The organism is Chryseobacterium sp. CS3K3.1 (assembly GCF_059515165.1).
In genome coordinates, this window is record NZ_JCAKRV010000028.1 from 17,408 (window position 1) to 41,266 (window position 23,859).

Consider the following 23,859-nt stretch of genomic DNA (forward strand, 5'->3'; position numbering starts at 1 on the left):
GGTAATTTTGTATCATGTTCAACACATTAGGTAATCTTCTTAGTCTTACAACATTTGGAGAAAGTCACGGAGTGGCTTATGGCGGTATCATCAATAATTTTCCGGCAGGTTTAACGGTAGATCTCGATAAAGTTCAGTACGAACTGAACCGAAGAAAGCCTGGCCAGTCGGCAATCGTTACACAAAGAAAGGAAAGTGACACGGTAAAGTTTCTTTCCGGAATTTTTGATGGCAAAACAACAGGTACGCCCATCGGTTTTATCATTGAAAATGAAAATCAGAAATCGAAAGATTATGATCACATTGCAGGCGCATATCGTCCAAGCCATGCTGATTTTACTTATGACCAGAAATTTGGTTTCAGGGATCATCGCGGCGGCGGAAAATCTTCCGCAAGAGAAACCATGAACTGGGTAGTGGCCGGAGCCCTTGCCAAACAACTTTTACCCAATATTGAGATCAATGCTTACGTTTCTTCCGTAGGTGATATTTTCTGTGAAAAACCTTATCAGGCTTTAGACTTCTCCCAAACAGAGAGCAATGATGTTCGTTGTCCGGATACTGAAACGGCAGAAAAGATGATTGCAAAAATCAAGGAGATCAAAAAAGAAGGAAATACCATCGGAGGAACCATCACCTGTGTCATTAAAAATGTTCCTGTAGGAATTGGTGAACCCATATTTTCAAAGCTTCAGGCTGAACTGGCAAAAGCAATGCTGAACATCAATGCCTGCAAAGGATTTGAATATGGAAGTGGTTTCTGTGGTGCTAAAATGACAGGAAAAGAACATAATGATGCCTTCAATACAGATTTTACAACAAAATCTAACCTTTCAGGAGGTATCCAGGGTGGAATTTCCAATGGAATGGACATCTATTTCCGCGTAGCTTTCAAACCTGTAGCTACTATTTTAAGACCTCAGGACAGTATTGATAAAGACGGAAATCCTGTCATTGTAGAAGGAAAAGGACGCCACGATCCTTGTGTCGTTCCAAGAGCAGTGCCTGTAGTGGAAAGTCTGGCTGCGTTTGTACTGGCAGACCTGTTTTTGATCAACAAAACAAGAAACATCAATAATTTTTAATATAAATATTTTTGGTAATGAAAAATTACTGGGATAAAGGAATTTCGTTTGAAGAATATCTTCAGATTGCAAAAGAAAGATTAGAAAATCCTGCCAACCAACAGGAGGCTGACTATAAACAATATTATGAGCTGGGACTTCAGAGAATGGACCGAACGGTAAAAAAATACGTTCCGGATGAAGATCAGCTGAAAGAACTTGCTGCCAAAAACTTTGACGGAAAAATTCTGATTATTTCCGAAGCATGGTGTGGAGACGCAAGTGCAACAGTACCTGCTCTTTTCAGATTTTTTGAAGGACATAATGAAGTAAGAGTTTTTCTGAGAGACAGTGATAAAAGCTTAATCAACCAATTTTTAACGAACGGTACAGAATCTATTCCGAAAGTCCTTATCCTTGATAAAGACCTGAATGTAAAAAATTCATGGGGACCGCGTCCCAAATATGGATATGAGCTTCTGATGAAATATAAAGCTGATCCTGAAGCGTATCCAAAAGATACTTTCTACAACGATCTGCAGATATATTATGCCAAAAACAGAGGTAAAGATGCTGTTCAGGAAATTTTAGATCTGCTATAAAAAAGAGATATGAAAAAAAATGTCATTTATCTTGTAATTATTGCCATCATAGGTGTGGTTGCCTTCGTACCCGGAATAAGAAACACCCTGAAAGATGCATTCTTTCCCGTAGCCACTATAGAAAATGCGGTTCATATCAGTGAAGAAGATTATGATATAGAGCTTAAAGGCATTAATGCGCCAAGCACCAATCTTAAAAATTTTAAAGATAAAGGGGTTTTTCTGAACTTCTGGGGAACATGGTGCCCGCCTTGCAGAAAAGAATGGCCTTCTATTCAGAAACTTTACGATACGAGAAAGGATCATGTTGATTTTGTTTTAATTGCCATGAATGATAAAGAAGAGGATGTAAGGAAGTTCTTGAAAGAAAACAACTATACTGTTCCGGTATATATTGCTCAAAGTCCTATTTCTGAGAAAATTCTTCCAAAGGTATTTCCTACCACTTTTCTGCTGGATAAAAACGGAAGAATCCTTATTAAAGAGGATGCTACAAAAGACTGGAACACAGAGACTGTGCATCAGTTCATTGACAATATTATCAAATAATATTTTAACTAAATTTTATAATTTGTTGGTACAGGATTTGCGAATTTTATAGCGTTGAAAAATTTATTAATCCAAACACAAAATGAAATATTCAAAATTAAATCTTGCAAAAGAAGCCATCAATCATAAGGGCTTTATCAAAAAGATCCCTGATATTTTCAGAATGGTCAAAATGTGGAGAAAAGGAATTTATCCAATGAAATCCATAGACATTATTCTTCCTTTACTTGGAATTTTATATGTACTCTCTCCTATTGATCTGCTTCCTGAATTTGTAATACCGGTTCTTGGAGTTATGGATGACCTAGCAGTATTGTCGCTTACCATTCCTAAACTCATCAAAGAGGTTGACAAATTTTTGTTATGGGAAGCCCAGCAGAAATATAGCGGTACCCAAGTCATTGATGCTGAAATCGTAAAATAATAGTTTATTATATTTTTAACACCATCCCGGCCAATCCGGGATGGTTTTTTGTTTACAAATGAGCGATAAATTTTTAAGCCTTATTTCAATTCCTTAAATTTGCAATATCTAATAAAAAATAATGGAAAGTAAAAAAGAATTCTTCTTAGAGTGTTACAAACTAGGCATCATCAAATTCGGCAGGTTTACCCTGAAAAGCGGTATTGAAAGTCCTTTTTATGTAGACCTGAGACCTTTGGCTTCAGATCCTAAAATTTTAAAAAATCTTGCTAATTATTTATTGGAAATGCTTCCGTTAGATAATTTTGATTTAATCTGTGGAGTTCCTTATGCTGCTCTTCCTATGGCTACAGCAATGTCTCTGGAAAGCTATATTCCATTAATTATTAAAAGAAAAGAAGCAAAAAGCTACGGTACCAAGAAGTTGATTGAAGGAATTTACCAGAAAGGACAAAACTGTCTTTTAGTAGAAGATGTGATCACTTCAGGAAAATCTTTGTTGGAAACCATTCCTGAAATAGAACAGGAAGATCTTAAAGTTTCAGACATTGTGGTGGTACTTGACAGAGAGCAGGGAGGAAAACAATTATTGGAAAGCAAAGGATACAGAGTACACACCCTTTTCAATATTTCGGAAGTATGCAATATTCTTCAGGAAACAGGTGAATTGTCAGATGAAGAAGTAAAAAGAATTCAGGACTTCCTTCAGGGAAATCATATTCAGTTTGAAGAGGAAACAAGATCTTCTTATGAGCAGAAACTTCAGGTAACGCAGCATTCCGTTTCAAAAAAATTACTGGAAACAGCTTTGGCAAAAAAATCAAACCTTATTGCCTCTGCAGATGTTACTACAACTCAGGAGCTGTTGGAACTTGCTGAAAAAGTAGGTCCGCATATTATTGCTTTAAAAACGCATATCGATATTATCTCTGATTTCGAATATGAAAAAACAATTACTCCTTTAAAAGCTATTGCTGCAAAACACCAGTTCTTACTGATGGAAGACAGAAAATTTGCTGATATCGGAAATACACAGGAACTTCAGTTCACAAGCGGAGTTTTCAAAATTACAGATTGGGCAGATTTCGTAACTTCTCAGGTAATCGGAGGTTTTGAATCATTAGACTGTTTCAAAAATGTAGGAGTGGTAGCCATTGTTGGAATGTCTTCCAAAGGAGCTTTAACAACTGCAAGCTATCGTGAGGAAGCTTTAAAAGTGGCTTTATCTCATCCTAATGTCATTGGTGGTGTATCTCAGAATAAAATTCCTGAGGATCTGCTATTGTTTACTCCTGGGGTTAACCTTGCGGATTCAGGAGATGGTAAAGGGCAGCAGTACAACACACCGGAACATGTTTTCAAAACACTGCACACAGATTTTATCATCGTAGGAAGAGGAATCTACAAATCCAATGATCCTGAAGCATCTGCCATCACTTATAAAACAGAAGGATGGAATGCTTATATTAATTCTTTGGAAAAAAAAACAATTCAAGGTTAAAATGCTATAAAGTATATACAAAATAAGTTATATTTGAGCTTTATCACGAATATTTGAAAAAGATCAGCATTTGCCTTATTTTGTTATGGGGAGTTGTACAGGTTTCTGCACAGACAGACAGTATATACATTGAAACAAAACTGTCTCCTGACAAAAAAAACCTTGAGGTCCGCCAGGAAATGGTTTATTATAATCAATCCGGGAAAGACCTGCAGACCGTAAAACTCCTGAATTGGGTTGCCGCGTACAATAAACGGGGAACTTCTTTAGTCTACAGAAAACTGGAAGACCGGAATAATGATTTGCATTTTGCAAAAAATGACCAATTGGGAAAACTTCTGGAACTGAACATTAAAAATTCTGAAAATGAAGTCCTTCCTGTCAATACCCTCTCAGATGAAAATCTTTTTATTCCTCTGAAAAATGTATTAAAACCCGGCGAAAGCGTCACTCTACAGTTGCAATACAGGATGCAGCTTCCCGATAAAACTTTTACGGGATACGGAACATCCGCTCAGAATACGGTATTAAAATATTTCTTTATTGTTCCGGATCATTTTGATCCGGACAATATTTCCAGAAGAAATTATCACGATATTGAGGAACAGGTAAGCTTTAATACTTTCTGGACCGTCAATTTTGATATCCCTGTGAACAGTTTTGTTGAAGGTAACCTTCCTCAGGTTCAGATGAACTCATTTAAGGGTTATCTCGATTCAGATCCTGAGTTTTTAATTTCTCCGACAGCATTTCAATCCATAAAAACCAATGTTGACGGAGAGGAAATCGAAATCAAATTTGGATATAATCTGAAACCGGATGAAAAACAAAACCTGGAGTTTTATCTTCCTTTACAATTAAAATTTATTAAAGAACACATCGGGTATCTTCCGAAAAGTATTTTTATCTCAGATAAATTCAGAGCCAAAGAAGACTTTTTCGGGAACAATGATATTACTTTCTGGAAATTCAGATTCCGCCTGTTTACTGAGACCGAAAAAACCGATATGGATTATTTCGGGATCATTGCCAAGAAAATTCTTGACGAAGGCGTTATTGCCGATAAAGAAAAAGACCACTGGTTTAAAAATGGTTTAAAGTCTTATCTTGAAATTCAGTACCTCAAAAAATTCTACGCTGATACGAAACTTTTAGGGACACTTCCGGAGACCAGAATCTTTGGACTTAAACCATTAAAGCTATTCCACGCCTCCAAAGTAAAACTTCTGGACCGCTACGGACTTTCCTATCAGTATATTATGCTGCAGAACCTTGATCAGAAAATTGATGAACATTTCCCTGTTCTGAGTAATTTCAATGATATGGCCATCAGCAGCTTTGAAACAGGAAGCCTTTTCAACTACTCGGCAGACAAAATGGGATATGAACAATTCGATGGTATTCTAAAAAATTATATTGCTCAGAATTCCGGAAAAAAAATTAATCCTGAAGAATTTTTGTCGTCTCTTTCTGAAAACAATAAATCGACAGCCTACCTTTCCAACTTTTTCAAACAAAAGAACAGGGTTGATTTTAAATTGAAAAACATTAGAAAAGATAATGACTCCCTGCAAATAAAAATTGTAAGAAATACAGATATTTCTATTCCTGTAAAGCTGGAAACAGAAACCAGAGAAGGAGAAAAGAAAGCGTATTGGATAGACACGGAGGAAAATGAACGTACCACCAGCCTGTCGCTTCCTGCATCAGAGAATATTTACAAAACCACCTTAAACAGTGGCTATATTTTCCCTGAATCCAATTACAGAGACAACTTCCTGTATGCGAAAGGTTTATTTTCCAATGCAAAAAAAATTAAACTTAAACTAATAAAAGACATTCCAAACCCGGAATACAATGAAATTTACATCAGCCCAAGGGTACGTTTCAACAATACGTATGATAAATTTCTTCTGGGAGCCAATTTTAAAAATCAATCTTTCTTTGACCAGAAATTCCTGTATTCGGTGACTCCAACCTATAGTACCGGAACAGGGAAACTTACCGGTTCGGGAGCTGTCTCCTACTCTATTCTGCCTGCAGAAAGCATTATCAGAAGTCTTACATTCGGGGTTTCAGGCTCTTATTTTCATTATGATTATGATCTTGCCTACAGAAAGACTTCTATATCTTCTTCTATTAACTTCAGAAAAAACCCGAGAAGTACCGTTAGCAGAAGTCTTGGCGTATCCTATAATTATTTTGAAAGGGATCTGAGTCCTAAGATGATTGCCAATAATGATTACAGCAAATATAACCTCTGGAGTATCGGATACGGCTATAGCGACAGCCAGATGATTCATGAAAAAAGCTTCAGCCTGAGCACCCAGGGTATGGAAGATTTCAATAAAATAACGGCTGAAGGCTTTTACAGATGGGAATTCGCTCCCAAACAAAAGCTGAGCTTACGTTTATTTGCCGGGTATTTCTTAAGAAACAACACCAGAAATAACCTCTTCGACTACGGGATTTCTAGGGTTTCCAACTATTCATTCTCTTATACGCTTTTGGGAGAAAGTGCCAGCAGCGGGCTTCTTTCCCAGCAATTTATATTAGCTGATGGTGGTTTTAAATCTTTTCTTCCGGGAACAGTCAACCAATGGATTACTTCCGCCAACGTGGATTCAAGTGTATGGAAAATATTCCATGTATATGCGGATGCGGGAGTGTATAAAAACAAAGATCTTCCCGCCAAATTCATCTGGGACACCGGGGTTAAAGTAAGAATCATCCCCGATTTTCTGGAAGTGTATTTCCCGATACAGTCGTCTTTAGGATTTGAACCTTCATTCAAAGATTATGGGAAGCGTATCAGATATACTTTAATTCTTAATCTCGGCTCAATTATTAATGCAGCGAGAAGAGGTTGGTATTAAGATTCTGAAAAATAAAAAATAAGGACAACCTATTATCGGTTGTCCTCTCTTATTTAAAACTAATCTTTTATTATTTTCTGTGAGATCGGAATATTGTTAATGGTTCCCGTCACAATATAAGTTCCTTTTGGAAGCTCTGCAATATCAAGAGTTGAGGCCAGCTTAGTAGGTGATTTTTTAACGACCTGTCTGAATGTATCATAAACTTTCACATCTTTCACCTCAGTTCCGAACACTACTTTACTGTCTTTTATAAATGGATTCTGTACAAAGCCTGACTTCACGCTGCCTTCTAGGGAAAAGTCTGCCATATTATCATTACTTCCTACTAAATTTCTTCTGATAGCCGTGGTTGTAGTGGGAGATGGAGCCGGCCCGTCTCCTTTAAACTGATCTGCATTGGATCCGTACCCTACAAAATCCAGGACATTGGATGCAGAAGGCCCTGTGACCTGCACTATATTTCCCGCTAATGCAACTTTTCCTGATACGTTGGAAATTTTTAATCCGGAAGATTTATTGGGAGTTCCGTCAAAATTTACGATTGTTGTTGCAATAAAATCCGGTGTTGGCAGATTTTCGACACCTCCTTCAATCGCTGATTCCTGAATCAAATAGGTCTCTTCAGGTCCTAACGTCAAATCCGGAAGCGTATGATATTCTGTAAAAGCACCTATCGCCGGAGCATATTGAATACTTGCTCCCGTCAAAGAAACCAAAGTAGTTCCGATATTTTTAAGGACGATATAATTATTCTTTAATACAGCTCCTGAATTGGCATTCCCGCCATAGATCTCATTGATCACAATCTGAGCATTTGAAAAAGAAGTTAATAATGTAAGTCCAGCAAGAGTAAAGATTTTTTTCATCGTATTAATTTTAGAAATGGATTGATCATAAAACATCAAAAATAATACCACCAAATTATGAAATATATAAGATACAAAAAGCTAAACATCAGGAAATAATCACAAAAACAGCCGCTTCATTGAAGTGGCTGTTTATATTTTTATTGAAAAGGGATTAGTCTTTAAGAACTTTCTGAGAAACCGGCTGGTTGTTTACTGTACCTGTAACGATATAGTTTCCTTTTGCTAATTCAGCAACGCTTACCGTTTCATTTTGTCTTACAGAAGCTTCTTTTACAAGCTGTCCGAAGCTATTGAAAATCTTCACATCTTTTACATCAGATCCGAAAACAATTTCATTATTTTTAACGAAAGAGTTCTTTACAAAGTTTCCTGACTTTATGTTTTTAGAATCGATAACAGCTAAAGTGGCGTTAGATGCAGTAACCGTTAAAGAAATATCATCTATTCTCCAATTAGCAGTACCCAAAGATGGAGTTCCTGTACCTGGGCTGTCACTTCCATAGATTCTTAGTGTAACCGGAGCTGATTCTGCACCTACTAAATTACTCCCTGAAAAAGTAATATTATTCAAGGTCCATGTACTGTTATTGTTAACGTTTACAGTTCCTATCGCTGTTGCATAATTATCGATGCTTGAGTATACTGTAATCTTTCCGGGACCGGTAGATGTCCCTCTTGACCCGAAATTTAGAGAATTCAAAGTTACTTTGTTACCAGCAACAGGAGTAACAGTAACACTAAAATAGGTGCTTGTTGCAGTTGAAAGTGGTTCTTTAAAAGCTGCAGCACCAAAATTACTGGATCCGCTTGCTCCTGCATATCCTGTAGATACAGATGAAGCAGTTATTAAATTGGTAGTACCATTATTATTTCCCTGAGTTGCTGCAAATGCCACACTTGAAATAGTAGCGTTGGTACCGGAAATAGGATTTACAGAACTACCGTCCCAAAGGTAAGTTGTTTGCGCAAAAACCACTGCGCCCAGTGCAACTGTTGCAAAAAGAGAATAAAGTTTTTTCATGATTTATTTTTTGTTGTTAATAATTTTCTTTCTCTAACAAAACTACATTCTAATTTTTTTTCAGGGACAATAAAGAGGTTAAGTTTTTGTTAATAATAGTTGACCTCTTAATGTTAACATTTTTTAATTATTTTTACGAATTATTTTTAAAAGTTGCGGAATTTTGTCATTCTATTCGTTTTGTTCTTCGTAGGCATATTTTCAGGAAATGCTCAGGTATTTTCATGGAAAAATCCCAACGTGCCTGAAGACAGCATCAAACGAGACAGTATTCTTGCGGCAAAGCTGGAGCAGGACATCTTTGCAAAGGACACTCTGGATTTTATAAGAACGCACAATAAGATCATTATTGATGAAGCCGTACTGGCAAAAAATGATAAAAAGAGATTTTTAGGAGAGCTTAATTCAAAAGGATCTATTATCCGTGGGATTACTTTTGGTAACAACCAGGGACAGTCTGTACAAAGTTCCATGGATCTTCAGATATCAGGGCGGTTATCCAAAGATGTTACTATTTTAGCAAGTATTTCAGATCATAACCTGCCGATTCAGGCTGATGGTTATACCCAGACTTTGGAGGAGTTTGACAAAATCTATATGCAGCTTAATATCAAGGATAAATCTATCCTCAGAGCAGGGCATCTTGACCTTGTGGAAGCTAAAAATTATTTTGCCAAATACCAGAGGAGAAGTATGGGACTTCAGTTCCAGACAGAATTCGGGAAGGAAAACAAGACATTCTTAGATATCTCTGCAGGAGTTGCACGAAGTGAATTCCACAGAATCCGTTTTCAGGGGGTTGAAGGCAACCAGGGACCTTACCGTCTGACAGGTAAGAACGGTGAACAGTTTATTACACTGATCTCCGGTTCTGAACAGGTCTTTATTGATGGGATCCTGATGAAGCGCGGTGAAAACCAGGATTATATCATCAATTACAACACCGGTGAAGTTACCTTTACCAGTTTCCGTCCTATTTTCCAACAGAATTTCATCACGATATCTTATAACTATGCCAACAGGAATTATTCAAGGTATCTGTTTACAGGAAAGCTTGAGCATCAGAGAGAAAAATTCAAAGTGGGATTCAACTGGTTCATGGAAAATGACAATAAGAACGCACCTCTTTCTTTAAACCTTTCTAAAGAAGATGAGCAAATTCTGGCTGATGCCGGAAATAATCCTGACCTGATGTATGCCCCTTCAGGAGTTGTAACCGAATATGATGTCAATAAAATTTTATACAAACTAAGTCCTGCCGGAAATTTCTATGAATATTCTACGGATTCGAGTTTAACACTTTATCAGGTTTCTTTTACATATTTCGGAGCTAATCAGGGAGATTATAAAATTGCACAGACTACCAACAACGGGCGTGTTTTTGAATATGTAGGTCCTAATGGCGGAGATTACAGAGCGGTAAGAAAACTTCCTTCTCCTCAAAAATCACAGGTGTACTCTCTGAACTCTGAGTACCTTTTAAACGAGGGAAAAATAGGTACAGATATCTCTTTGAGTAATTATGATGTCAATTTATTTTCATCAAAAGATTCTGATCAGAATATCGGCTATGCATGGCGTGTTTTTGGAAATAAAAGCTTTACAAAAAATGCATGGAAAGGAACACCAAGCTTTGAATATCAATATATAGACAGACAGTTTCATATCCTTGACCGTATCAATGATGTAGAATTCTCCAGAGATTTCAACCTTACCCAGGAATTCAATAAAAAGACCCAAAACAGATTCATCTTCAGCTTCCTGAATAAATGGAATAATAAGTCTACGTTGAATTACCGCATCAATTATCTGGACGAACAGGATTCTTACAAAGGGATTAAAAACGACCTTGACTTTGGCTGGCTAACGGGAAAATTCTTTACTAAAGGTAATTTATCTTATCTGAGTACCAATGCTACTCTTCAGGATACAAAATTCATCCGTGGCGGAGTTTCAACAGAGTTTACGGGTAAAAAAGGAAGCTGGGCCATTGGTGGAAGCATGGAACACAACGAGAAGAAGTACAACGATACCCAGCTTATGGATGTTACGAGTTTCAGCTGGAAAGAAATCTTTTTACAAAAGAAAATCGGCGACAGCACAAGAACCAAATTACTGGCAAAAGTATATATGAGGGATAACGACTCAGTACGTGATAACAGGCTTCAGAATATGAACAATATTCTGGGGATCATGGCTGAAAGTCAGATTATCAAAACCGAAAGAACCAGTTTAAATGCTCTAATTCACTACCGAAAATTCTTCTACGCAGGGGCAGAAGGTGAAGTAACCCGTAATAATGATTTTGTTGTCGGAAACATCTTATACAACCAACAGCTTTTCAGAAACGGGATGCGTCTTCAGGCTTTCTATGAGCTGGGCAACGGGCAGGAAGCACAGAGGGAATTCCAGTACATCAAAGTTACAGACGGACAAGGTGTTTATAAATGGACGGATTATAACGGGGACGGCGTTCAGCAGCTGGATGAATTTGAAATTGCCGAATATTCCGATCTTGCCCAATACATCCGCGTCTATACAAATTCTGTACGCTATATTCCTTCCAATAAAAATAAATTACAGTTGGCCTTGTTTGTCAATCCGGCCATTGTTTTCAATTCTGAGAATGGATTTTTAAAACGTTGGAATTTCAATATTTCATTAAATTCTCAAAACTCATTCTACAAAAAGGAAAAAGTACTTGTGCTGAACCCTTTTGAAAAGAACAGTGATCAGATCCTTAAAAATCAGAATATTCTGGCTTCCGTACAGTTTAATCCAACCGATAAATCAGGCTGGAACGGAAATTACCGTTTCATCACCAATGACAATCTCATCAATGCCAATTTCAGTAATGAAGAACGTGAGCAGACTTCCCATTTCCTGAACATAGGATATTGGTTCAATAAAGAATTCAGAGTGGATTGGGAAAACTCGGTTCATGATATTCAAAACTCTTCACAATTATTTAAAACAAGAGATTATCGTCTGAATAATTTTGAAACCAAGCCTAAAGCAACTTATAAATTCACCGATGCTATTCAGGCTGAATTATCTTCTGCTTTCCGTCAGAAACAAAGATTGGATGGCGAAGAACTTCTTAAGGCTTTTGATGTTACAGGAACCATCCAGTGGGAGCGAAGAAAAACGTCTATCCGTGGAAACTTCTCATTTATCAATAACGATTTTACAGGAAACAATTTCAGTATCGTAGGAAACCAGATGCTGGATGGGCTTAAACCCGGAAAAAACCAGGTGTGGAGTGTATTTATCCAGCAGGCTATCAACTCATTCATCCAGCTGAATCTTAATTACGAAGGAAGAAATTCCGGCGACCGTACCATTCATATCGGAAGTATGCAGGTAAAAGCAAGCTTCTAACAATGGAAGACTGGAAGTGAGTAGCCAAAACTCCTTCACTATTTTAATACTTTTTTCTACGCTTCAGATTCTAAACAAAGCAATCATTTATGCTGATAGATAATATCATATTTATGAATGTTCAGAATTTCGTAAATTTGCACCATGATAAAAATAGGCAACATAGAACTGCCGGAATTTCCTCTTTTGCTGGCTCCGATGGAAGACGTAAGTGATCCTCCGTTCAGACGTTTGTGTAAAATGCATGGTGCAGATTTAATGTATTCGGAATTTATTTCTTCCGAAGGGTTGATTCGTGACGCTATCAAGAGTCGTAAAAAGCTGGATATTTTCGATTATGAAAGACCCGTTGGGATACAGATTTTTGGTGGAGACGAAGAAGCTATGGCCATGTCTGCAAGGATTGTTGAAACGGTAAATCCGGATCTGGTAGACATTAATTTCGGATGTCCGGTAAAAAAAGTTGTCTGCAAGGGAGCAGGTGCTGGTGTTTTGAAAGATATCGACCTTATGGTACGTCTTACAAAAGCTGTTGTAAGCTCTACTCATCTTCCAGTTACTGTAAAAACCCGTTTAGGATGGGACAGTACCAGCATTAATATTGATGAAGTAGCAGAACGCCTTCAGGAAACAGGAATTAAAGCCCTTACGATACATGCAAGAACCCGTGCTCAAATGTACAAGGGTGAAGCAGACTGGGAACATATTTCAAGGATTAAACAAAATCCAAATATTGAGATCCCGATTTTTGGAAATGGTGATATAGATTCTGCGGAAAAAGCATTAGAATATAAGCAAAAGTATGCCTGTGACGGTATTATGATCGGGCGTGCTGCTATTGGATATCCATGGATTTTTAATGAAATCAAGCATTTCTTTAAAACAGGAGAGCATTTACCTGAGCCAACCATTTCAGACCGTTTACTGGCGGTACGTCAGCATGCAGAATGGAGTGCTGAATGGAAAGGAGAAAGACTAGGCCTGGTTGAAATGAGACAGCATTACAGCAACTATTTCAGAGGAATTCCTCATTTCAAGGAGTTCAGAAAAAAATTCCTGGAAGTTTTCACTATGGAAGAAATGGACAGCCTGATCAAAGAAACCCAACAGTTCTACGAAGAATATCAGGCACAGCTATAAAATAAAAACCATCAGCAAAACTGATGGTTTTTTTATATTAAGAATCTGATATTAATATCCTTCTGATGAAGATTCGTTTTTAATTAATCCCAGAGCTGAAGAAGTTCCAATTCTTTTAACTCCCATTCTGATCATTTTCTCAGCATCTTCGGGAGTTCTTACTCCTCCTGCTGCTTTTACGGGAAGTTTGCCGGCGTTGCTCAGCATAATTGTTATTCCTTCAAAGGTTGCTCCGTTAGGCTTTCCTTCGGCAGTCTGATAAAATCCTGTTGATGATTTGACAAAAATTTTCGCCAACTCATTTTCAGAAAAGTTCTCTTCTGCCCAGGTAGAAATCTTTTTAGTAAGATCGGCAATTTGTTCATCAGTTAATGCAGCAATTTCAATAATCCATTTTGCAATTTTATGATGCTCGAGAGACAATGTTGTACATTTTACAAATTCTTCTCTTACCAGTTCTATATTTCCCTGTAGATAAGCGGTATAATTAATAACAAAATCCAGTTCATCTGCTCCGTCTTCTATTGCTTTTGAAGCTTCTGCAAGCTTTTCATCAATGGAATACGTTCCTTCGTGGAAACCTATTACAGTTCCTACTACAACATTTGAATTTCTTTCCTGAATATATTTCTTCACCTCCGATACATAATCCGGACGAATCATCACGGCAAAAATACCATTATCTATTGCTTCCTGAGCAAGTTCTTTATCTTTTTGAAGTGTTTCTTCGTGGGAAATACCTGATTGTTCTGGGGTCTTCAGGTAAGTTGAATCCAAAGATTGGGCTATGTTCATGTTGTTATACTTTCAATTGTCTGTAAATACCTTGTTCCAAAGATATAAAAGTTTCTGTTCTGGTTACACCTTTCAGCTTTTGAAGCTTGCTAAGGATCTGCATTAAGTGATCGTTGTCTTTACAAAGAACTTTCAGAAAAATAGTATAATTTCCTGTCGTATAGTGGGCTTCCACTACTTCGTTGATATCATGCAAAGACTTTACCACTTCCGGATAATGGCTTGGCTGATCTAAAAATACACCAATGTAGGAAATTACTTTGTATCCAATTTTCTTAGGATTAAGAAATGATATTGAATTTTCAATAACTCCTGCATGTTCGAGTTTTTTGATTCTTTGATGCACTGCAGTAGTGGAAATTCCTACATTTTTTGAAATGTGGGCTAAAGAAGTTTTAGCATTATCCATCAACATGTAGATGATTTCTTTGTCAATAGAATCTAAATGGTAGCTTGTGTTGCTCGAATTTTTCATTTTCTACTTTTTTATTATTTATGTTTTTTAATGTAAATTTTTAAATTTTACAAAAACCGGAAAGTGATCGCTATATCCTCCTAAATACCGGGTACCGGCATAAGTTCGGAAAGGCCGTCCTTCAAAATTTCTGGTTCTGCTGCGGATTTTTTCAGAATTAAAAATATGGGCATCCTGAAAAGCCAGCGTCTTATTATCAAGTAAAGATCTTGACATAATGATCTGATCATACAGCAATCCAGATTTATAATGAAAAGTAGAATAATTTCTTGTAGAAAACAATTGTTGAAAAGGGTTCATTAAGACCTTCTCACGGTCATTGTCATAGAGAATCTGTACTAAATTTTCATCATCCGGGTTTTCGTTAAAATCACCACACAAGATAACATGCTCTTTGTCAGCATTTACAATTTTCATAATCCGTTCCCGGATTTCATTCAATATAAAGGTTCTTTTGGGTTTATTGATATCTTTTTCGCGTTTAGAGGGAAGATGCGCGATAAAGACATTAATAATTTCCCCTTTATATCTGACTTTTGAAAAAAGTACGTCTCTGGTTGTGTCGTAATTTTCTGTGTTTTTATTTACTATTTCAAAAAAGAAAGTAATGGTTTCTGAATCGATTACCTCTACTTTATTTTTATCATATAACATGGCTACATCCACTTTTCTTTCATCCATGGAATTATAATGTACAATTCCATATTCAGAATTAAAGGGTTCCATCCCTACAAGGTCTTCTAAAACTTTCCTTCCGGAAACTTCAGATAATCCTATTAAAAATGGTAATACATCATTTTCCTCCTTCATCAGCTGAAATACGTGTGAGATTTTGAAAAGCTTGTTTCTATATCTCTTTTCATCCCAATTCCTTAATCCTGACCGGGTAGGATCTAATTTGTGGACAGGTTTCGGATCGGGCAAAAATAAATTTTCAACATTATAAAAAGAGAACAGCTCCATCTACACTAATTTCTATACTTTTAATTTATTATGTTCTTTTTACTTTAAGATGTAAATTTATTATTTTTTTTCAATTTTTCGTGATTTACCTCCAAAACAGTAAATCAATTTCCAATAAAAAACAATTCAAATATAGTAAAAAATACTAACGAAATAAATCATTATAAATTAATTTTTCAATTATTTGACAGTTTCAATATATTAACCAAAATTGAGACAATATAAAAAACATGGAATAATAGAAATAAATCTTCAATTTAAAATCACTATCATTAATATTTTTCACACTTTTTTAAATAACAACAAATATTATTCCATTTACCTAAATAAATGGAATTTAAGTGGAAGCAAGAATTATATTCGTTCCTGCAATTTTTGTTTACAATAAATCGGGACGTTTTTCTTTTGTAATTCTTACAGCTTCATCATGACGCCACTCTTCAATTTTTCCGAAGTTCCCGCTTAACAGGATTTTGGGAACATCCAGACCTTTATAACTTTCTGGCCTTGTATAGATGGGCGGTGAAAGAAGATCATCCTGGAAGCTGTCTGTTAAAGCGCTTTGCTCATCATTCAAAACTCCGGGAAGCAATCTGATAATTGAGTCTGCCAAAACACAGGCAGCGAGTTCTCCTCCTGTAAGGACGTAGTCTCCAATTGAAATTTCTTTTGTGATATGAAGATCTCTTACTCTTTGGTCTATTCCTTTGTAGTGCCCGCAAAGAAAGATCAGATTTTCTTTGATAGACAATGAATTGGCAATTTTTTGATTCAAAGTAACTCCATCCGGTGTCAGGTAGATCACCTCATCATAATTTCTTTGAGATTTAAGCTCTGAAATGCATTTATCCAGCGGCTCAACCATCATTACCATTCCTGCTCCGCCTCCATAAGGCTCATCATCAATTTGTCTGTGCTTATTGACTGCCCAGTCTCTTAAATGGTGAAAATGTACTTCTACCAGTCCTTTATCCATTGCTCTTTTCAAAATAGAAGTTTTGAAAGGACTTTCCATCAATTCCGGAAGGACGCTTATTATGTCAATTCTCATTGTAATGTTCCGTTTTTCTTAGTAGGTATAATAATTAATCTTAAAGAAGAATCTTTGTTGATATAGCTCCACATCCAGTTGAAGAATATGGCCAGCTTATTACGAACGCTCAAAATTAGCATTAAATGGAGAAACATCCAGAAATACCATGCCAGAAATCCCTGGAATTTTATAAACGGCAGATCAACAACTGCTCTGTGCTTCCCAATGGTCGCTAATGAGCCTTTGTCATCATATTCGTATTCTTTCCATTCTTCCTGACTTTTCTTTAAAAGATTTTTACCTAAATTTTTGGCCTGATTAATGGCTACGTTGGCTACCTGAGGATGTCCCTGCGGATACTTCGGTGTTTCCATATAGGCGATATCCCCGATGGCATAAATATTATCGTAACCCTTTATTTTATTATATCGATCTACAATATATCTGTTTCTTACTAATTTTTCTTCCGGAAACCCTCCTACTACATTTCCTGTAACTCCGGCAGCCCAGATCACATTATTGGATGGTATTTCTTTTCCGCTTCTGAGATGTACTTTGTCCCCATCATAATCTGTTACCACTTCCCCGCTCAAAAAAGTAACACCAAGATCTTTCAGGTATTTCTCAGATTTTTCCTGAGCTTCACTGCTCATGACAGCAAGGGGTTTTTCTGTGGAACTTACCAGAATAATTTTCAGATGGTCGAAATTCATGTAAGGATAATCTCTTGGAAGGATGTCTTTTTTCATTTCAGCAAAAGCTCCGGCCAATTCTACTCCGGTAGGTCCGCTTCCAACGATCACAATATTCCAGTTTCCGTCATCGCTCCTGCTTTTTTCAATAATCAGCTTTTCAAAGGTCATCAGAACATGATTCCTGATACTAATGGCTTCCTGGGTATTTTTCATCCCGAAAGCTTTTCCTTCCAGTTCTTTGTTCCCGAAAAAATTAGTTTTACAGCCCGTTGCTATGATGAGTTTATCATAAGTAAATTCTGCCTCGTCGGTAATGACTTTATGGTTGGCAGGATCTATTTCTTTCACCTCAGTCATACGGAACTGTGTGTTTCTGGATTGCTGAAAAATCTTTCTGAAGGGAAAAGAAATGTTGGAAGGTTCTATCCTTCCCGAGGCTACCTGATAAAAAAGCGGCTGAAACATATGGTGGTTCATCCGGTCGAGAACAATAACCTTTTTGTTCTTGTTATTCAATGTTTTTGCAAGCTGCAGCCCCGCAAATCCTCCTCCAATAATGATGATTTTTTCGCGTGTTTCCATAATACACAAATTTACTGATTTTATTTTAGCATTTCGCAGTGAAAAAAGTTAGTTTTGCAAAACTTTATGACACCAAAAAAGTACACCAAAAAAACTGCCAAAAAAGTCCATAAGTCGAGACGGAAGAAGTATTTTTTCCGAAGATGGGTCATACTGGCAATTTTAATAACGGCATTAGTAGGAACAGGACTTTACTTAAAGCAGTCCGTCAGCTATTACTATGCCTTGTACTTTAATAAATTTAAGCATAAAAAGCTTCATAACAGTGAAAAGGAGGCAGCAAGAATTCAGAGAATATTAGCCAGCAACCTTGATAAAACCTATGGTTTTGATGTTTCCCATTATCAAAACCGGGAAGATATCAGATGGGATAGCCTCAGCATCGGAAATAAAACGATTCCGCTGGAATTTGTCGTGATGCGTGCAACGATGGGAAACCGTAGTGCCGACAAGCATTTTGATGAATTTTGGGAAAGTGCCCAAAAACATGAGCTTATCCGTGGCGCCTATCATTTTTACAGAACCGATGAAGATCCCGTGATCCAGGCCAACAATTTTTTAGACAACGTGAAACTTGAAAGCGGAGACCTTCCTCCGATTCTTGATATTGAAAAAATTCCAAAGCGTAAAACCAACAAAAAACTGGTTGAAGACCTGAAAGTATGGTGTAAAATTGTAGAAGAAGCCTATGGTGAAAAACCTATCATCTACACGTACTACCATTACTATAAAGATTTTCTGAAAGGCGAGTTTGAAGGCTACCCTTTATGGCTTGCCAATTACAACGATGTTCCCTCACCTTCTCCCGATGACGAGTGGGATTTCTGGCAGTTCACAGAAAACGGTATTGTTCACGGCATCAATACAAAAGTGGATCTTGATGTCTACAATGGTAATTCGTGGTCGTTAAAAAGGCTGACACTGGATTAGAAAGAAGGGAATGTATGGAACAGTTAATTAATTGTCCAGCTGATCAAACTACATATATATTAATCATCTTCATTCATATTATTGCTTCCGTTTTTATCCATTTTCACATCAATATTAATGGCTGGTGCGGCAATGGTCATTTTCTGCCAATCACCATAAAACTCCCTTATAAACCCTGTTCTGAACAAAGCAGCGCTGATTTTAATCCTGCCGTCAAAATCTTTTAAAAACTGTATGCCGATAAAAAATTTTCCCTGCAGCCAGATATTACGGTCGCTTACATCCAGTGTATACGTTCCGTCTTTGATCATATCTTCAGTGAGCTTTACGGTAATCTCCTCTTCCAGGATATTCTTATCCGGGAAACCATTTTTTTCACTGTAAATGCTATATCTCATTAAAACCGGCTCGGTAGAAACATAGCTGGCTATATTCAGATTGATATTTTTAAGCTTTGATCTTTTCTTTGCGTTGAATTCTAAAGCTGTTTCTCCAAGAAAACTCTTTTTGTCAAATTCCGGGTTAACAGAATAAATAACACTTTTTGTTTTGGTATTGACCCCCCAGTTTTTATCTACCAGCTTTTTAGGCTTAATTGTAATCTCTTTAATATTTTTAGTTTTCTCCGTTAAAAATATTTTTTGCTGGTCATACTTTTTAAAATCCTGTATTGTTTCCTGATAAAGATCGTATCCCGGGACTTCTATTTTTATTTTCTGCTGGGGATCTGTATTGGAAAGATCAATTGAAAATTTTCCTTTTTCATCTGAAATTGTGCCTGTTGATTTTTTCTCAATCCCGATTTTCACATAAGGAATAGGCTGATGTTCGTTTTTAGAAACAATAGTTCCGGAAACAACCTGCGCATGGAAGGCTGAGGCTGCCACAAGGAAAAATAAAGTAGAATATATTTTCATGTTAAAGTTTGATGCAAACATATCTAATTTCAATATGCCGGCCTCCCAACATTTTATTAAATTTATTCTCCCTTTAGTTAAATTTATTTAAAAATTTCCAGAATTCTCTGATAGCTCTATCAGGAATTTAAACTCAGGATCAGAGGATATTCATAACCTCTTCCCAGGAATGAACTCTTTCATAGGTATCATTTTCTATCAGTTCATTATGAGGTTGGGTAAATATCAGTCTTTGTCCTGAAAAATGGTCCAGATTTTTAGGATAATCATCAATCATAACATCTCCGGACACTACTCTTTTACTTCCGCAAAGAACAATCTGTTCCCATGTGATAAAAGGAAAATGTTCTGCCAGCCAGTCATATTTTTCCCGTAGGCTGTTCGGAAATTCCATTCCGGCAGATACAATATAGAGTTCATATTTATTATTAAGATATTCTATTGCCTCACGGCTTCCTTTCATTACCGGTAAGGTTCTGAAAAAGCCTACTTCATTCACATGCTTTTTTCCGTTGGGAAAAGACTCTATTTCAGGCTTACCAGCCAAATCACTGATTTCAATTTCTCTTCCTGTATCCCTTTTTTCAAATTGCGCCAGCTGATGATATACATCCGCCATTACTCCATCCATGTCGACGATAACTTTTTTCATTACTTCAATCAGATTTGTATTATGTATTACTATTTACAATGTACATTTCATTGTGGTTGATCAAATTTACTGATTAGTTTTTTCAGATAAGGGGCACAGTTTATTAAAAAATTATAAATATTCATTTTTATAAAAGAGGTTCCGGGAAGTTTTAGGCTACATTTTCGTATTTTTGCGGTTCAATTGAAATTTAAAATCAAACTATTAATTCCCAATGAATTACGTTTCTGCAGAAAATCTTACCAAATCTTACGGCATCAAAGTTTTGTTTAAAAATATTTCTTTCCACATCAATGAAGGAGATAAAATAGCGATTGTTGCCAAAAACGGAAGTGGAAAATCTACACTTCTTAAAATACTAATGGGTAAGGAAATTGCAGACAGCGGAACTGCGATCATCAATAAAGATATCCAGGTGGTATTATTTGATCAGGAGATTGATTATGATCCTAAGCTGAGCATTGAAGAATTTATGATGACCCTGGATTCCGAGCCTATCCTGGCGCTTAAAAACTATCATCGTTCACTTCATTCTACAGATAATGATTTTATTGAGAAAGCACTGGCTGATATGGAAGTTCATAAAGCCTGGGATCTGGAAAATGAAATGAAGCAGATTCTTTCCCAGCTTAAAATTACAGATCTTGAAGCTAAAATGGGAACCCTTTCCGGAGGGCAGATCAAACGTGTCGCGCTGGCTAAACTTTTAACAGAAACAAGAGCCGAGCACAGACATACCCTTCTTATCATGGACGAACCTACCAACCACCTGGATGTGAATATGGTAGAATGGCTTGAAAACTATCTGAACAAAGCAAAAATTACTTTATTGCTTGTTACCCACGACCGGTATTTCCTTGACAGTGTTTGTGATATTATCTGGGAAATGGAGGATCAGAATCTGTATGTTCACAATGGTTCGTATGCAACTTACCTTGAGAACAAGATGATTCGTGAGGAGAATCTTAATGCTACGATTGATAAAGCGAATAACCTTTACAGAAAGGAACTGGAATGGATGAGAAGACAGCCAAAAGCCAGAACCACAAAATCAAAAAGCAGAATTGATGCTTTCTACGAAACGGAAAAAGTGGCCAAAACCGACACCAGAAAAGACGGGCTGGAGCTTGATTTTGAAATGAAACGTCTGGGAAATAAAATTCTTGAACTCAAACATATTGATAAAAGCTTTGGATCTAAAGTTTTATTGAAAGATTTCAGCTACCAGTTTCAACGTGGAGAAAAGGTTGGAATCATTGGAAAGAACGGAGCGGGAAAATCTACCCTGCTTAATATTATTCAAGGTTTTGAAAAAGCCGATAAAGGAGAAATTGAAACAGGAGAAACTATTTCTTTCGGTTACTTTTCGCAAAAAGGTCTTACCTATAAAGAGGATGAACGTGTGATTGATTTCATCAAAGAAATTGCAGAATTTTATCCTTTAGCGAATGGTAAAAGTTTATCCGCCTCACAGTTCTTAAGATTATTTTTATTTGACGATCAGACACAATATTCTCCTATTTCTAAACTTTCCGGAGGTGAAAAGAGAAGACTTCACCTGATGTATATTTTGTATCAGAATCCTAACTTCCTGATTTTTGACGAACCTACGAATGACTTAGATCTTCCCACGCTAACGGTTCTTGAAAACTTTCTTCAGCAATTCCAGGGGTCTTTGATTATCGTTTCCCACGACAGGTATTTCATGGACAGAATTGTAGATCATGTTCTGGCTTTTGAAGGAAACGGAAAAATCAGAGATTTTGTAGGGAATTTCTCAGAATACAGAGAAGCCAGAAGCCGTGAAGAAGCGTTAGAAAAAAATGCTGTGGTAAAACCTGAGCCTGTAAAAGAAATTGTTTCTTCAACAGAAAGCAGCCAGTCTTCCAATTCTAAAAGAAAACTCACTTTTAAAGAACAAAGGGAGCTGGAGACGATTGAAAAAGAAATGCCTGAACTGGAGGAACAGCGTGCAAAAATTCTGGATAAGCTCAACAACGAAGCTGATTATGAAAAGATAGCCAATCTTTCTTCCGAGCTGGAAACTGTTTCAGAAAAACTGGAGAACCACGAAATGAGATGGCTTGAGCTTCAGGAGCTACTTTAAGAATTGTGAGTTAAAAATTATGAATTATGAATGAGTCGGAGCGTTTGAGTGTTTTAGGGTTTGAGTGTAAATGAGTTGAAAATTTCTAATCACAACTACAATCAACCTGAAACTTTAAACCTTGAACCTGAAATTTTGAATTCATTCATAATTCATAACTCATCATTTATAATTTGATTATTCTTTCTTCTTTTGCACTTTCAAGAGAAGCATCAATGATTTTCATATTCTGAATAATTTCTTTTCCCGGAGATGGTAAGGCATATCCAAAAACGATGTGTTCATAAATCTGCTGGTAATAATCCATATAATTTCCGGCTTCGCTGGAGGTAAGAATTCGTTCTGTTTCGGAATGATCATTCAGGAAGTTTAAAATGCCGTCCGGCTCTTTCAAAGGCTGTGTCCATTCTTTACCATATTCAGGCATAGCACCTGCTACCAGTTCATTTTCCTGATTATCGGTTCTTTCCTGGAGGAAAGTTCCTCTGTCTCCATGAATCGTGTAGGCATAATGCCCTTCTTTACTGAATACAGACGATTTCAGTCTTACTCTCAGATTATCTTTATAGAATAAAAGAATTTCAAAGTAATCGTTAGCAAACTCAGCTCCTTTCATAGAAAATACATCAGCAAAAAGTTTTTCGGGGTACCCAAAGTACTGTACTGCCTGATCTACAAGATGTGCTCCCAGATCATGAAGTGATCCTGATCCCTGCTGATCCGGACTTTCTTTATGCTGCTTTCCACTGGCAGTGGTACGGAATCTGTCAAAACGTATTTCAACTTCTTTAATATTCCCTGTTTTCTTCTCATTCAGAATTTTTTGAACCTGCAGAAAGTCACGGTCAAATCTTCGGTTTTGGTATACACTCAGAAACAAACCTTTTTCTTCAGCCAGTTGCACCAGCTCTTCTGCTTCAGAAACATTTACTGTAAAAGGTTTTTCCACAATAATATTTTTTCCCGCTTCCAGTGCTTTTTTGGCATACTCATAATGGGTCTGAACCGGAGTATTGATGATCACCAATTCTACATCTGCCTGCTGAAGCATTTCTTCCACGGAACGATAGATTGTTGCCTCAGGATATTTCACCTTCGATTCTTCCTTGCTTCTTTCCACCACAGCAGAGATAAAAAATCCCGGATGCTCCTTTAAAAAGGGAGCATGGAACACTTTCCCACTCATTCCAAAGGCACAAAGCCCTGCTTTAACCAATTGCATATTGTAATTTTTTAACAAATATATTCATAAAAAATTCTCTATCCCTTAGTGTAAAGGA

The 23,859-nt window shown here is 36.8% G+C and carries 20 protein-coding genes; 10 read left to right on the forward strand and 10 right to left on the reverse strand.

What is annotated here, in order from left to right:
* Positions 1 to 14 precede the first annotated feature (14 nt).
* From aroC to AC5YGI_RS20805, 6 genes are all read left to right on the forward strand, one after another.
* The gene (gene aroC, locus AC5YGI_RS20780; RefSeq protein WP_202841276.1) at positions 15 to 1,085 is read left to right on the forward strand and encodes a chorismate synthase; all 1,071 of its coding nucleotides are present in this window, start codon (positions 15 to 17) and stop codon (positions 1,083 to 1,085) included.
* Between the two features lie 17 nt (positions 1,086 to 1,102).
* Entirely contained in the window at positions 1,103 to 1,666 is a 564-nt protein-coding gene (locus AC5YGI_RS20785) for a thioredoxin family protein (protein ID WP_062676249.1), read from the forward strand.
* Between the two features lie 9 nt (positions 1,667 to 1,675).
* The gene (locus AC5YGI_RS20790; protein ID WP_330743194.1) at positions 1,676 to 2,215 is read left to right on the forward strand and encodes a TlpA family protein disulfide reductase; all 540 of its coding nucleotides are present in this window, start codon (positions 1,676 to 1,678) and stop codon (positions 2,213 to 2,215) included.
* A gap of 82 nt (positions 2,216 to 2,297) precedes the next feature.
* On the forward strand, positions 2,298 to 2,639 hold the full coding sequence (locus AC5YGI_RS20795; RefSeq protein WP_110008082.1) for a YkvA family protein: 342 nt from the start codon (positions 2,298 to 2,300) through the stop codon (positions 2,637 to 2,639).
* Between the two features lie 121 nt (positions 2,640 to 2,760).
* Positions 2,761 to 4,140 (forward strand): orotidine-5'-phosphate decarboxylase, encoded by a 1,380-nt coding sequence (gene pyrF / locus AC5YGI_RS20800; protein ID WP_330743196.1) that lies wholly within the window; start codon positions 2,761 to 2,763, stop codon positions 4,138 to 4,140.
* 53 nt (positions 4,141 to 4,193) lie between these two features.
* Positions 4,194 to 7,016 carry an aminopeptidase gene (locus tag AC5YGI_RS20805; RefSeq protein WP_330743197.1) on the forward strand — a complete coding sequence of 941 codons (2,823 nt, stop codon included), beginning with the start codon at positions 4,194 to 4,196 and terminating at the stop codon, positions 7,014 to 7,016.
* Between the two features lie 59 nt (positions 7,017 to 7,075).
* Here the strand turns inward: AC5YGI_RS20805 and AC5YGI_RS20810 are convergent, their stop codons facing one another.
* Positions 7,076 to 7,885 carry a T9SS type A sorting domain-containing protein gene (locus AC5YGI_RS20810; protein ID WP_202841283.1) on the reverse strand — a complete coding sequence of 270 codons (810 nt, stop codon included), beginning with the start codon at positions 7,883 to 7,885 and terminating at the stop codon, positions 7,076 to 7,078.
* 154 nt (positions 7,886 to 8,039) lie between these two features.
* Positions 8,040 to 8,909 (reverse strand): T9SS type A sorting domain-containing protein, encoded by an 870-nt coding sequence (locus AC5YGI_RS20815; RefSeq protein ID WP_330743200.1) that lies wholly within the window; start codon positions 8,907 to 8,909, stop codon positions 8,040 to 8,042.
* A gap of 153 nt (positions 8,910 to 9,062) precedes the next feature.
* Here AC5YGI_RS20815 and AC5YGI_RS20820 point away from each other — a divergent pair, with 153 nt between their 5' ends.
* Together AC5YGI_RS20820 and dusB are read left to right on the forward strand one after the other, a co-directional pair.
* The gene (locus tag AC5YGI_RS20820) at positions 9,063 to 12,290 is read left to right on the forward strand and encodes a DUF8818 domain-containing protein (protein WP_496169602.1); all 3,228 of its coding nucleotides are present in this window, start codon (positions 9,063 to 9,065) and stop codon (positions 12,288 to 12,290) included.
* A gap of 144 nt (positions 12,291 to 12,434) precedes the next feature.
* Positions 12,435 to 13,430, forward strand: coding sequence for a tRNA dihydrouridine synthase DusB (gene dusB, locus AC5YGI_RS20825; protein ID WP_110008089.1), 996 nt, complete (start codon positions 12,435 to 12,437; stop codon positions 13,428 to 13,430).
* A 51-nt stretch (positions 13,431 to 13,481) separates the two neighbouring features.
* On the opposite strand, the gene deoC is transcribed toward dusB, so the two are convergent.
* From deoC to AC5YGI_RS20850, 5 genes are all read right to left on the reverse strand, one after another.
* Positions 13,482 to 14,225, reverse strand: coding sequence for a deoxyribose-phosphate aldolase (deoC, locus tag AC5YGI_RS20830; protein ID WP_496169605.1), 744 nt, complete (start codon positions 14,223 to 14,225; stop codon positions 13,482 to 13,484).
* A gap of 4 nt (positions 14,226 to 14,229) precedes the next feature.
* Complete coding sequence (locus AC5YGI_RS20835) at positions 14,230 to 14,700, reverse strand: Lrp/AsnC ligand binding domain-containing protein (protein WP_002976659.1); 471 nt, start codon at positions 14,698 to 14,700, stop codon at positions 14,230 to 14,232.
* Positions 14,701 to 14,727: 27 nt separating this feature from the next.
* The gene (locus AC5YGI_RS20840; protein ID WP_446104909.1) at positions 14,728 to 15,663 is read right to left on the reverse strand and encodes an endonuclease/exonuclease/phosphatase family protein; all 936 of its coding nucleotides are present in this window, start codon (positions 15,661 to 15,663) and stop codon (positions 14,728 to 14,730) included.
* A 379-nt stretch (positions 15,664 to 16,042) separates the two neighbouring features.
* A complete protein-coding gene (gene trmD / locus AC5YGI_RS20845; RefSeq protein WP_110008092.1) occupies positions 16,043 to 16,714 on the reverse strand; it encodes a tRNA (guanosine(37)-N1)-methyltransferase TrmD in 672 nt (223 codons plus the stop codon).
* Positions 16,711 to 17,973: an NAD(P)/FAD-dependent oxidoreductase gene (locus AC5YGI_RS20850; RefSeq protein WP_330743224.1), complete on the reverse strand. Its 1,263-nt coding sequence runs from the start codon at positions 17,971 to 17,973 to the stop codon at positions 16,711 to 16,713. The genes trmD and AC5YGI_RS20850 overlap by 4 nt, the downstream gene beginning before the upstream one ends.
* Positions 17,974 to 18,039: 66 nt before the next feature.
* Between AC5YGI_RS20850 and AC5YGI_RS20855 the strand changes: the two genes are divergently transcribed.
* Positions 18,040 to 18,903, forward strand: coding sequence for a glycoside hydrolase family 25 protein (locus AC5YGI_RS20855; RefSeq protein WP_496169608.1), 864 nt, complete (start codon positions 18,040 to 18,042; stop codon positions 18,901 to 18,903).
* A 59-nt stretch (positions 18,904 to 18,962) separates the two neighbouring features.
* Here AC5YGI_RS20855 and AC5YGI_RS20860 read toward each other — a convergent pair whose 3' ends face one another.
* On the reverse strand, positions 18,963 to 19,820 hold the full coding sequence (locus AC5YGI_RS20860) for a carboxypeptidase-like regulatory domain-containing protein (RefSeq protein WP_446104907.1): 858 nt from the start codon (positions 19,818 to 19,820) through the stop codon (positions 18,963 to 18,965).
* Between the two features lie 139 nt (positions 19,821 to 19,959).
* Positions 19,960 to 20,472, reverse strand: a complete 513-nt coding sequence (locus AC5YGI_RS20865; RefSeq protein WP_110008314.1) for a 5' nucleotidase, NT5C type — start codon at positions 20,470 to 20,472, stop codon at positions 19,960 to 19,962.
* Between the two features lie 214 nt (positions 20,473 to 20,686).
* Between AC5YGI_RS20865 and AC5YGI_RS20870 the strand changes: the two genes are divergently transcribed.
* Entirely contained in the window at positions 20,687 to 22,579 is a 1,893-nt protein-coding gene (locus AC5YGI_RS20870; protein ID WP_496169611.1) for an ABC-F family ATP-binding cassette domain-containing protein, read from the forward strand.
* 166 nt (positions 22,580 to 22,745) lie between these two features.
* Here AC5YGI_RS20870 and AC5YGI_RS20875 read toward each other — a convergent pair whose 3' ends face one another.
* On the reverse strand, positions 22,746 to 23,801 hold the full coding sequence (locus AC5YGI_RS20875) for a Gfo/Idh/MocA family oxidoreductase (RefSeq protein ID WP_496169613.1): 1,056 nt from the start codon (positions 23,799 to 23,801) through the stop codon (positions 22,746 to 22,748).
* Positions 23,802 to 23,859: the final 58 nt, after the last annotated feature.

Excerpts from the sequence above, each read along its gene's own strand:
- aroC (WP_202841276.1), top strand. The coding sequence starts at position 15 with ATGTTCAACACATTAGGTAATCTTCTTAGTCTTACAACATTTGGAGAA.
- AC5YGI_RS20785 (WP_062676249.1), top strand. The coding sequence starts at position 1,103 with ATGAAAAATTACTGGGATAAAGGAATTTCGTTTGAAGAATATCTTCAG.
- AC5YGI_RS20790 (WP_330743194.1), top strand. The coding sequence starts at position 1,676 with ATGAAAAAAAATGTCATTTATCTTGTAATTATTGCCATCATAGGTGTG.
- AC5YGI_RS20795 (WP_110008082.1), top strand. The coding sequence starts at position 2,298 with ATGAAATATTCAAAATTAAATCTTGCAAAAGAAGCCATCAATCATAAG.
- pyrF (WP_330743196.1), top strand. The coding sequence starts at position 2,761 with ATGGAAAGTAAAAAAGAATTCTTCTTAGAGTGTTACAAACTAGGCATC.
- AC5YGI_RS20810 (WP_202841283.1), bottom strand. The coding sequence starts at position 7,885 with ATGAAAAAAATCTTTACTCTTGCTGGACTTACATTATTAACTTCTTTT.
- AC5YGI_RS20815 (WP_330743200.1), bottom strand. The coding sequence starts at position 8,909 with ATGAAAAAACTTTATTCTCTTTTTGCAACAGTTGCACTGGGCGCAGTG.
- dusB (WP_110008089.1), top strand. The coding sequence starts at position 12,435 with ATGATAAAAATAGGCAACATAGAACTGCCGGAATTTCCTCTTTTGCTG.
- deoC (WP_496169605.1), bottom strand. The coding sequence starts at position 14,225 with ATGAACATAGCCCAATCTTTGGATTCAACTTACCTGAAGACCCCAGAA.
- AC5YGI_RS20835 (WP_002976659.1), bottom strand. The coding sequence starts at position 14,700 with ATGAAAAATTCGAGCAACACAAGCTACCATTTAGATTCTATTGACAAA.
- AC5YGI_RS20840 (WP_446104909.1), bottom strand. The coding sequence starts at position 15,663 with ATGGAGCTGTTCTCTTTTTATAATGTTGAAAATTTATTTTTGCCCGAT.
- trmD (WP_110008092.1), bottom strand. The coding sequence starts at position 16,714 with ATGAGAATTGACATAATAAGCGTCCTTCCGGAATTGATGGAAAGTCCT.
- AC5YGI_RS20850 (WP_330743224.1), bottom strand. The coding sequence starts at position 17,973 with ATGGAAACACGCGAAAAAATCATCATTATTGGAGGAGGATTTGCGGGG.
- AC5YGI_RS20855 (WP_496169608.1), top strand. The coding sequence starts at position 18,040 with ATGACACCAAAAAAGTACACCAAAAAAACTGCCAAAAAAGTCCATAAG.
- AC5YGI_RS20860 (WP_446104907.1), bottom strand. The coding sequence starts at position 19,820 with ATGAAAATATATTCTACTTTATTTTTCCTTGTGGCAGCCTCAGCCTTC.
- AC5YGI_RS20865 (WP_110008314.1), bottom strand. The coding sequence starts at position 20,472 with ATGAAAAAAGTTATCGTCGACATGGATGGAGTAATGGCGGATGTATAT.
- AC5YGI_RS20870 (WP_496169611.1), top strand. The coding sequence starts at position 20,687 with ATGAATTACGTTTCTGCAGAAAATCTTACCAAATCTTACGGCATCAAA.
- AC5YGI_RS20875 (WP_496169613.1), bottom strand. The coding sequence starts at position 23,801 with ATGCAATTGGTTAAAGCAGGGCTTTGTGCCTTTGGAATGAGTGGGAAA.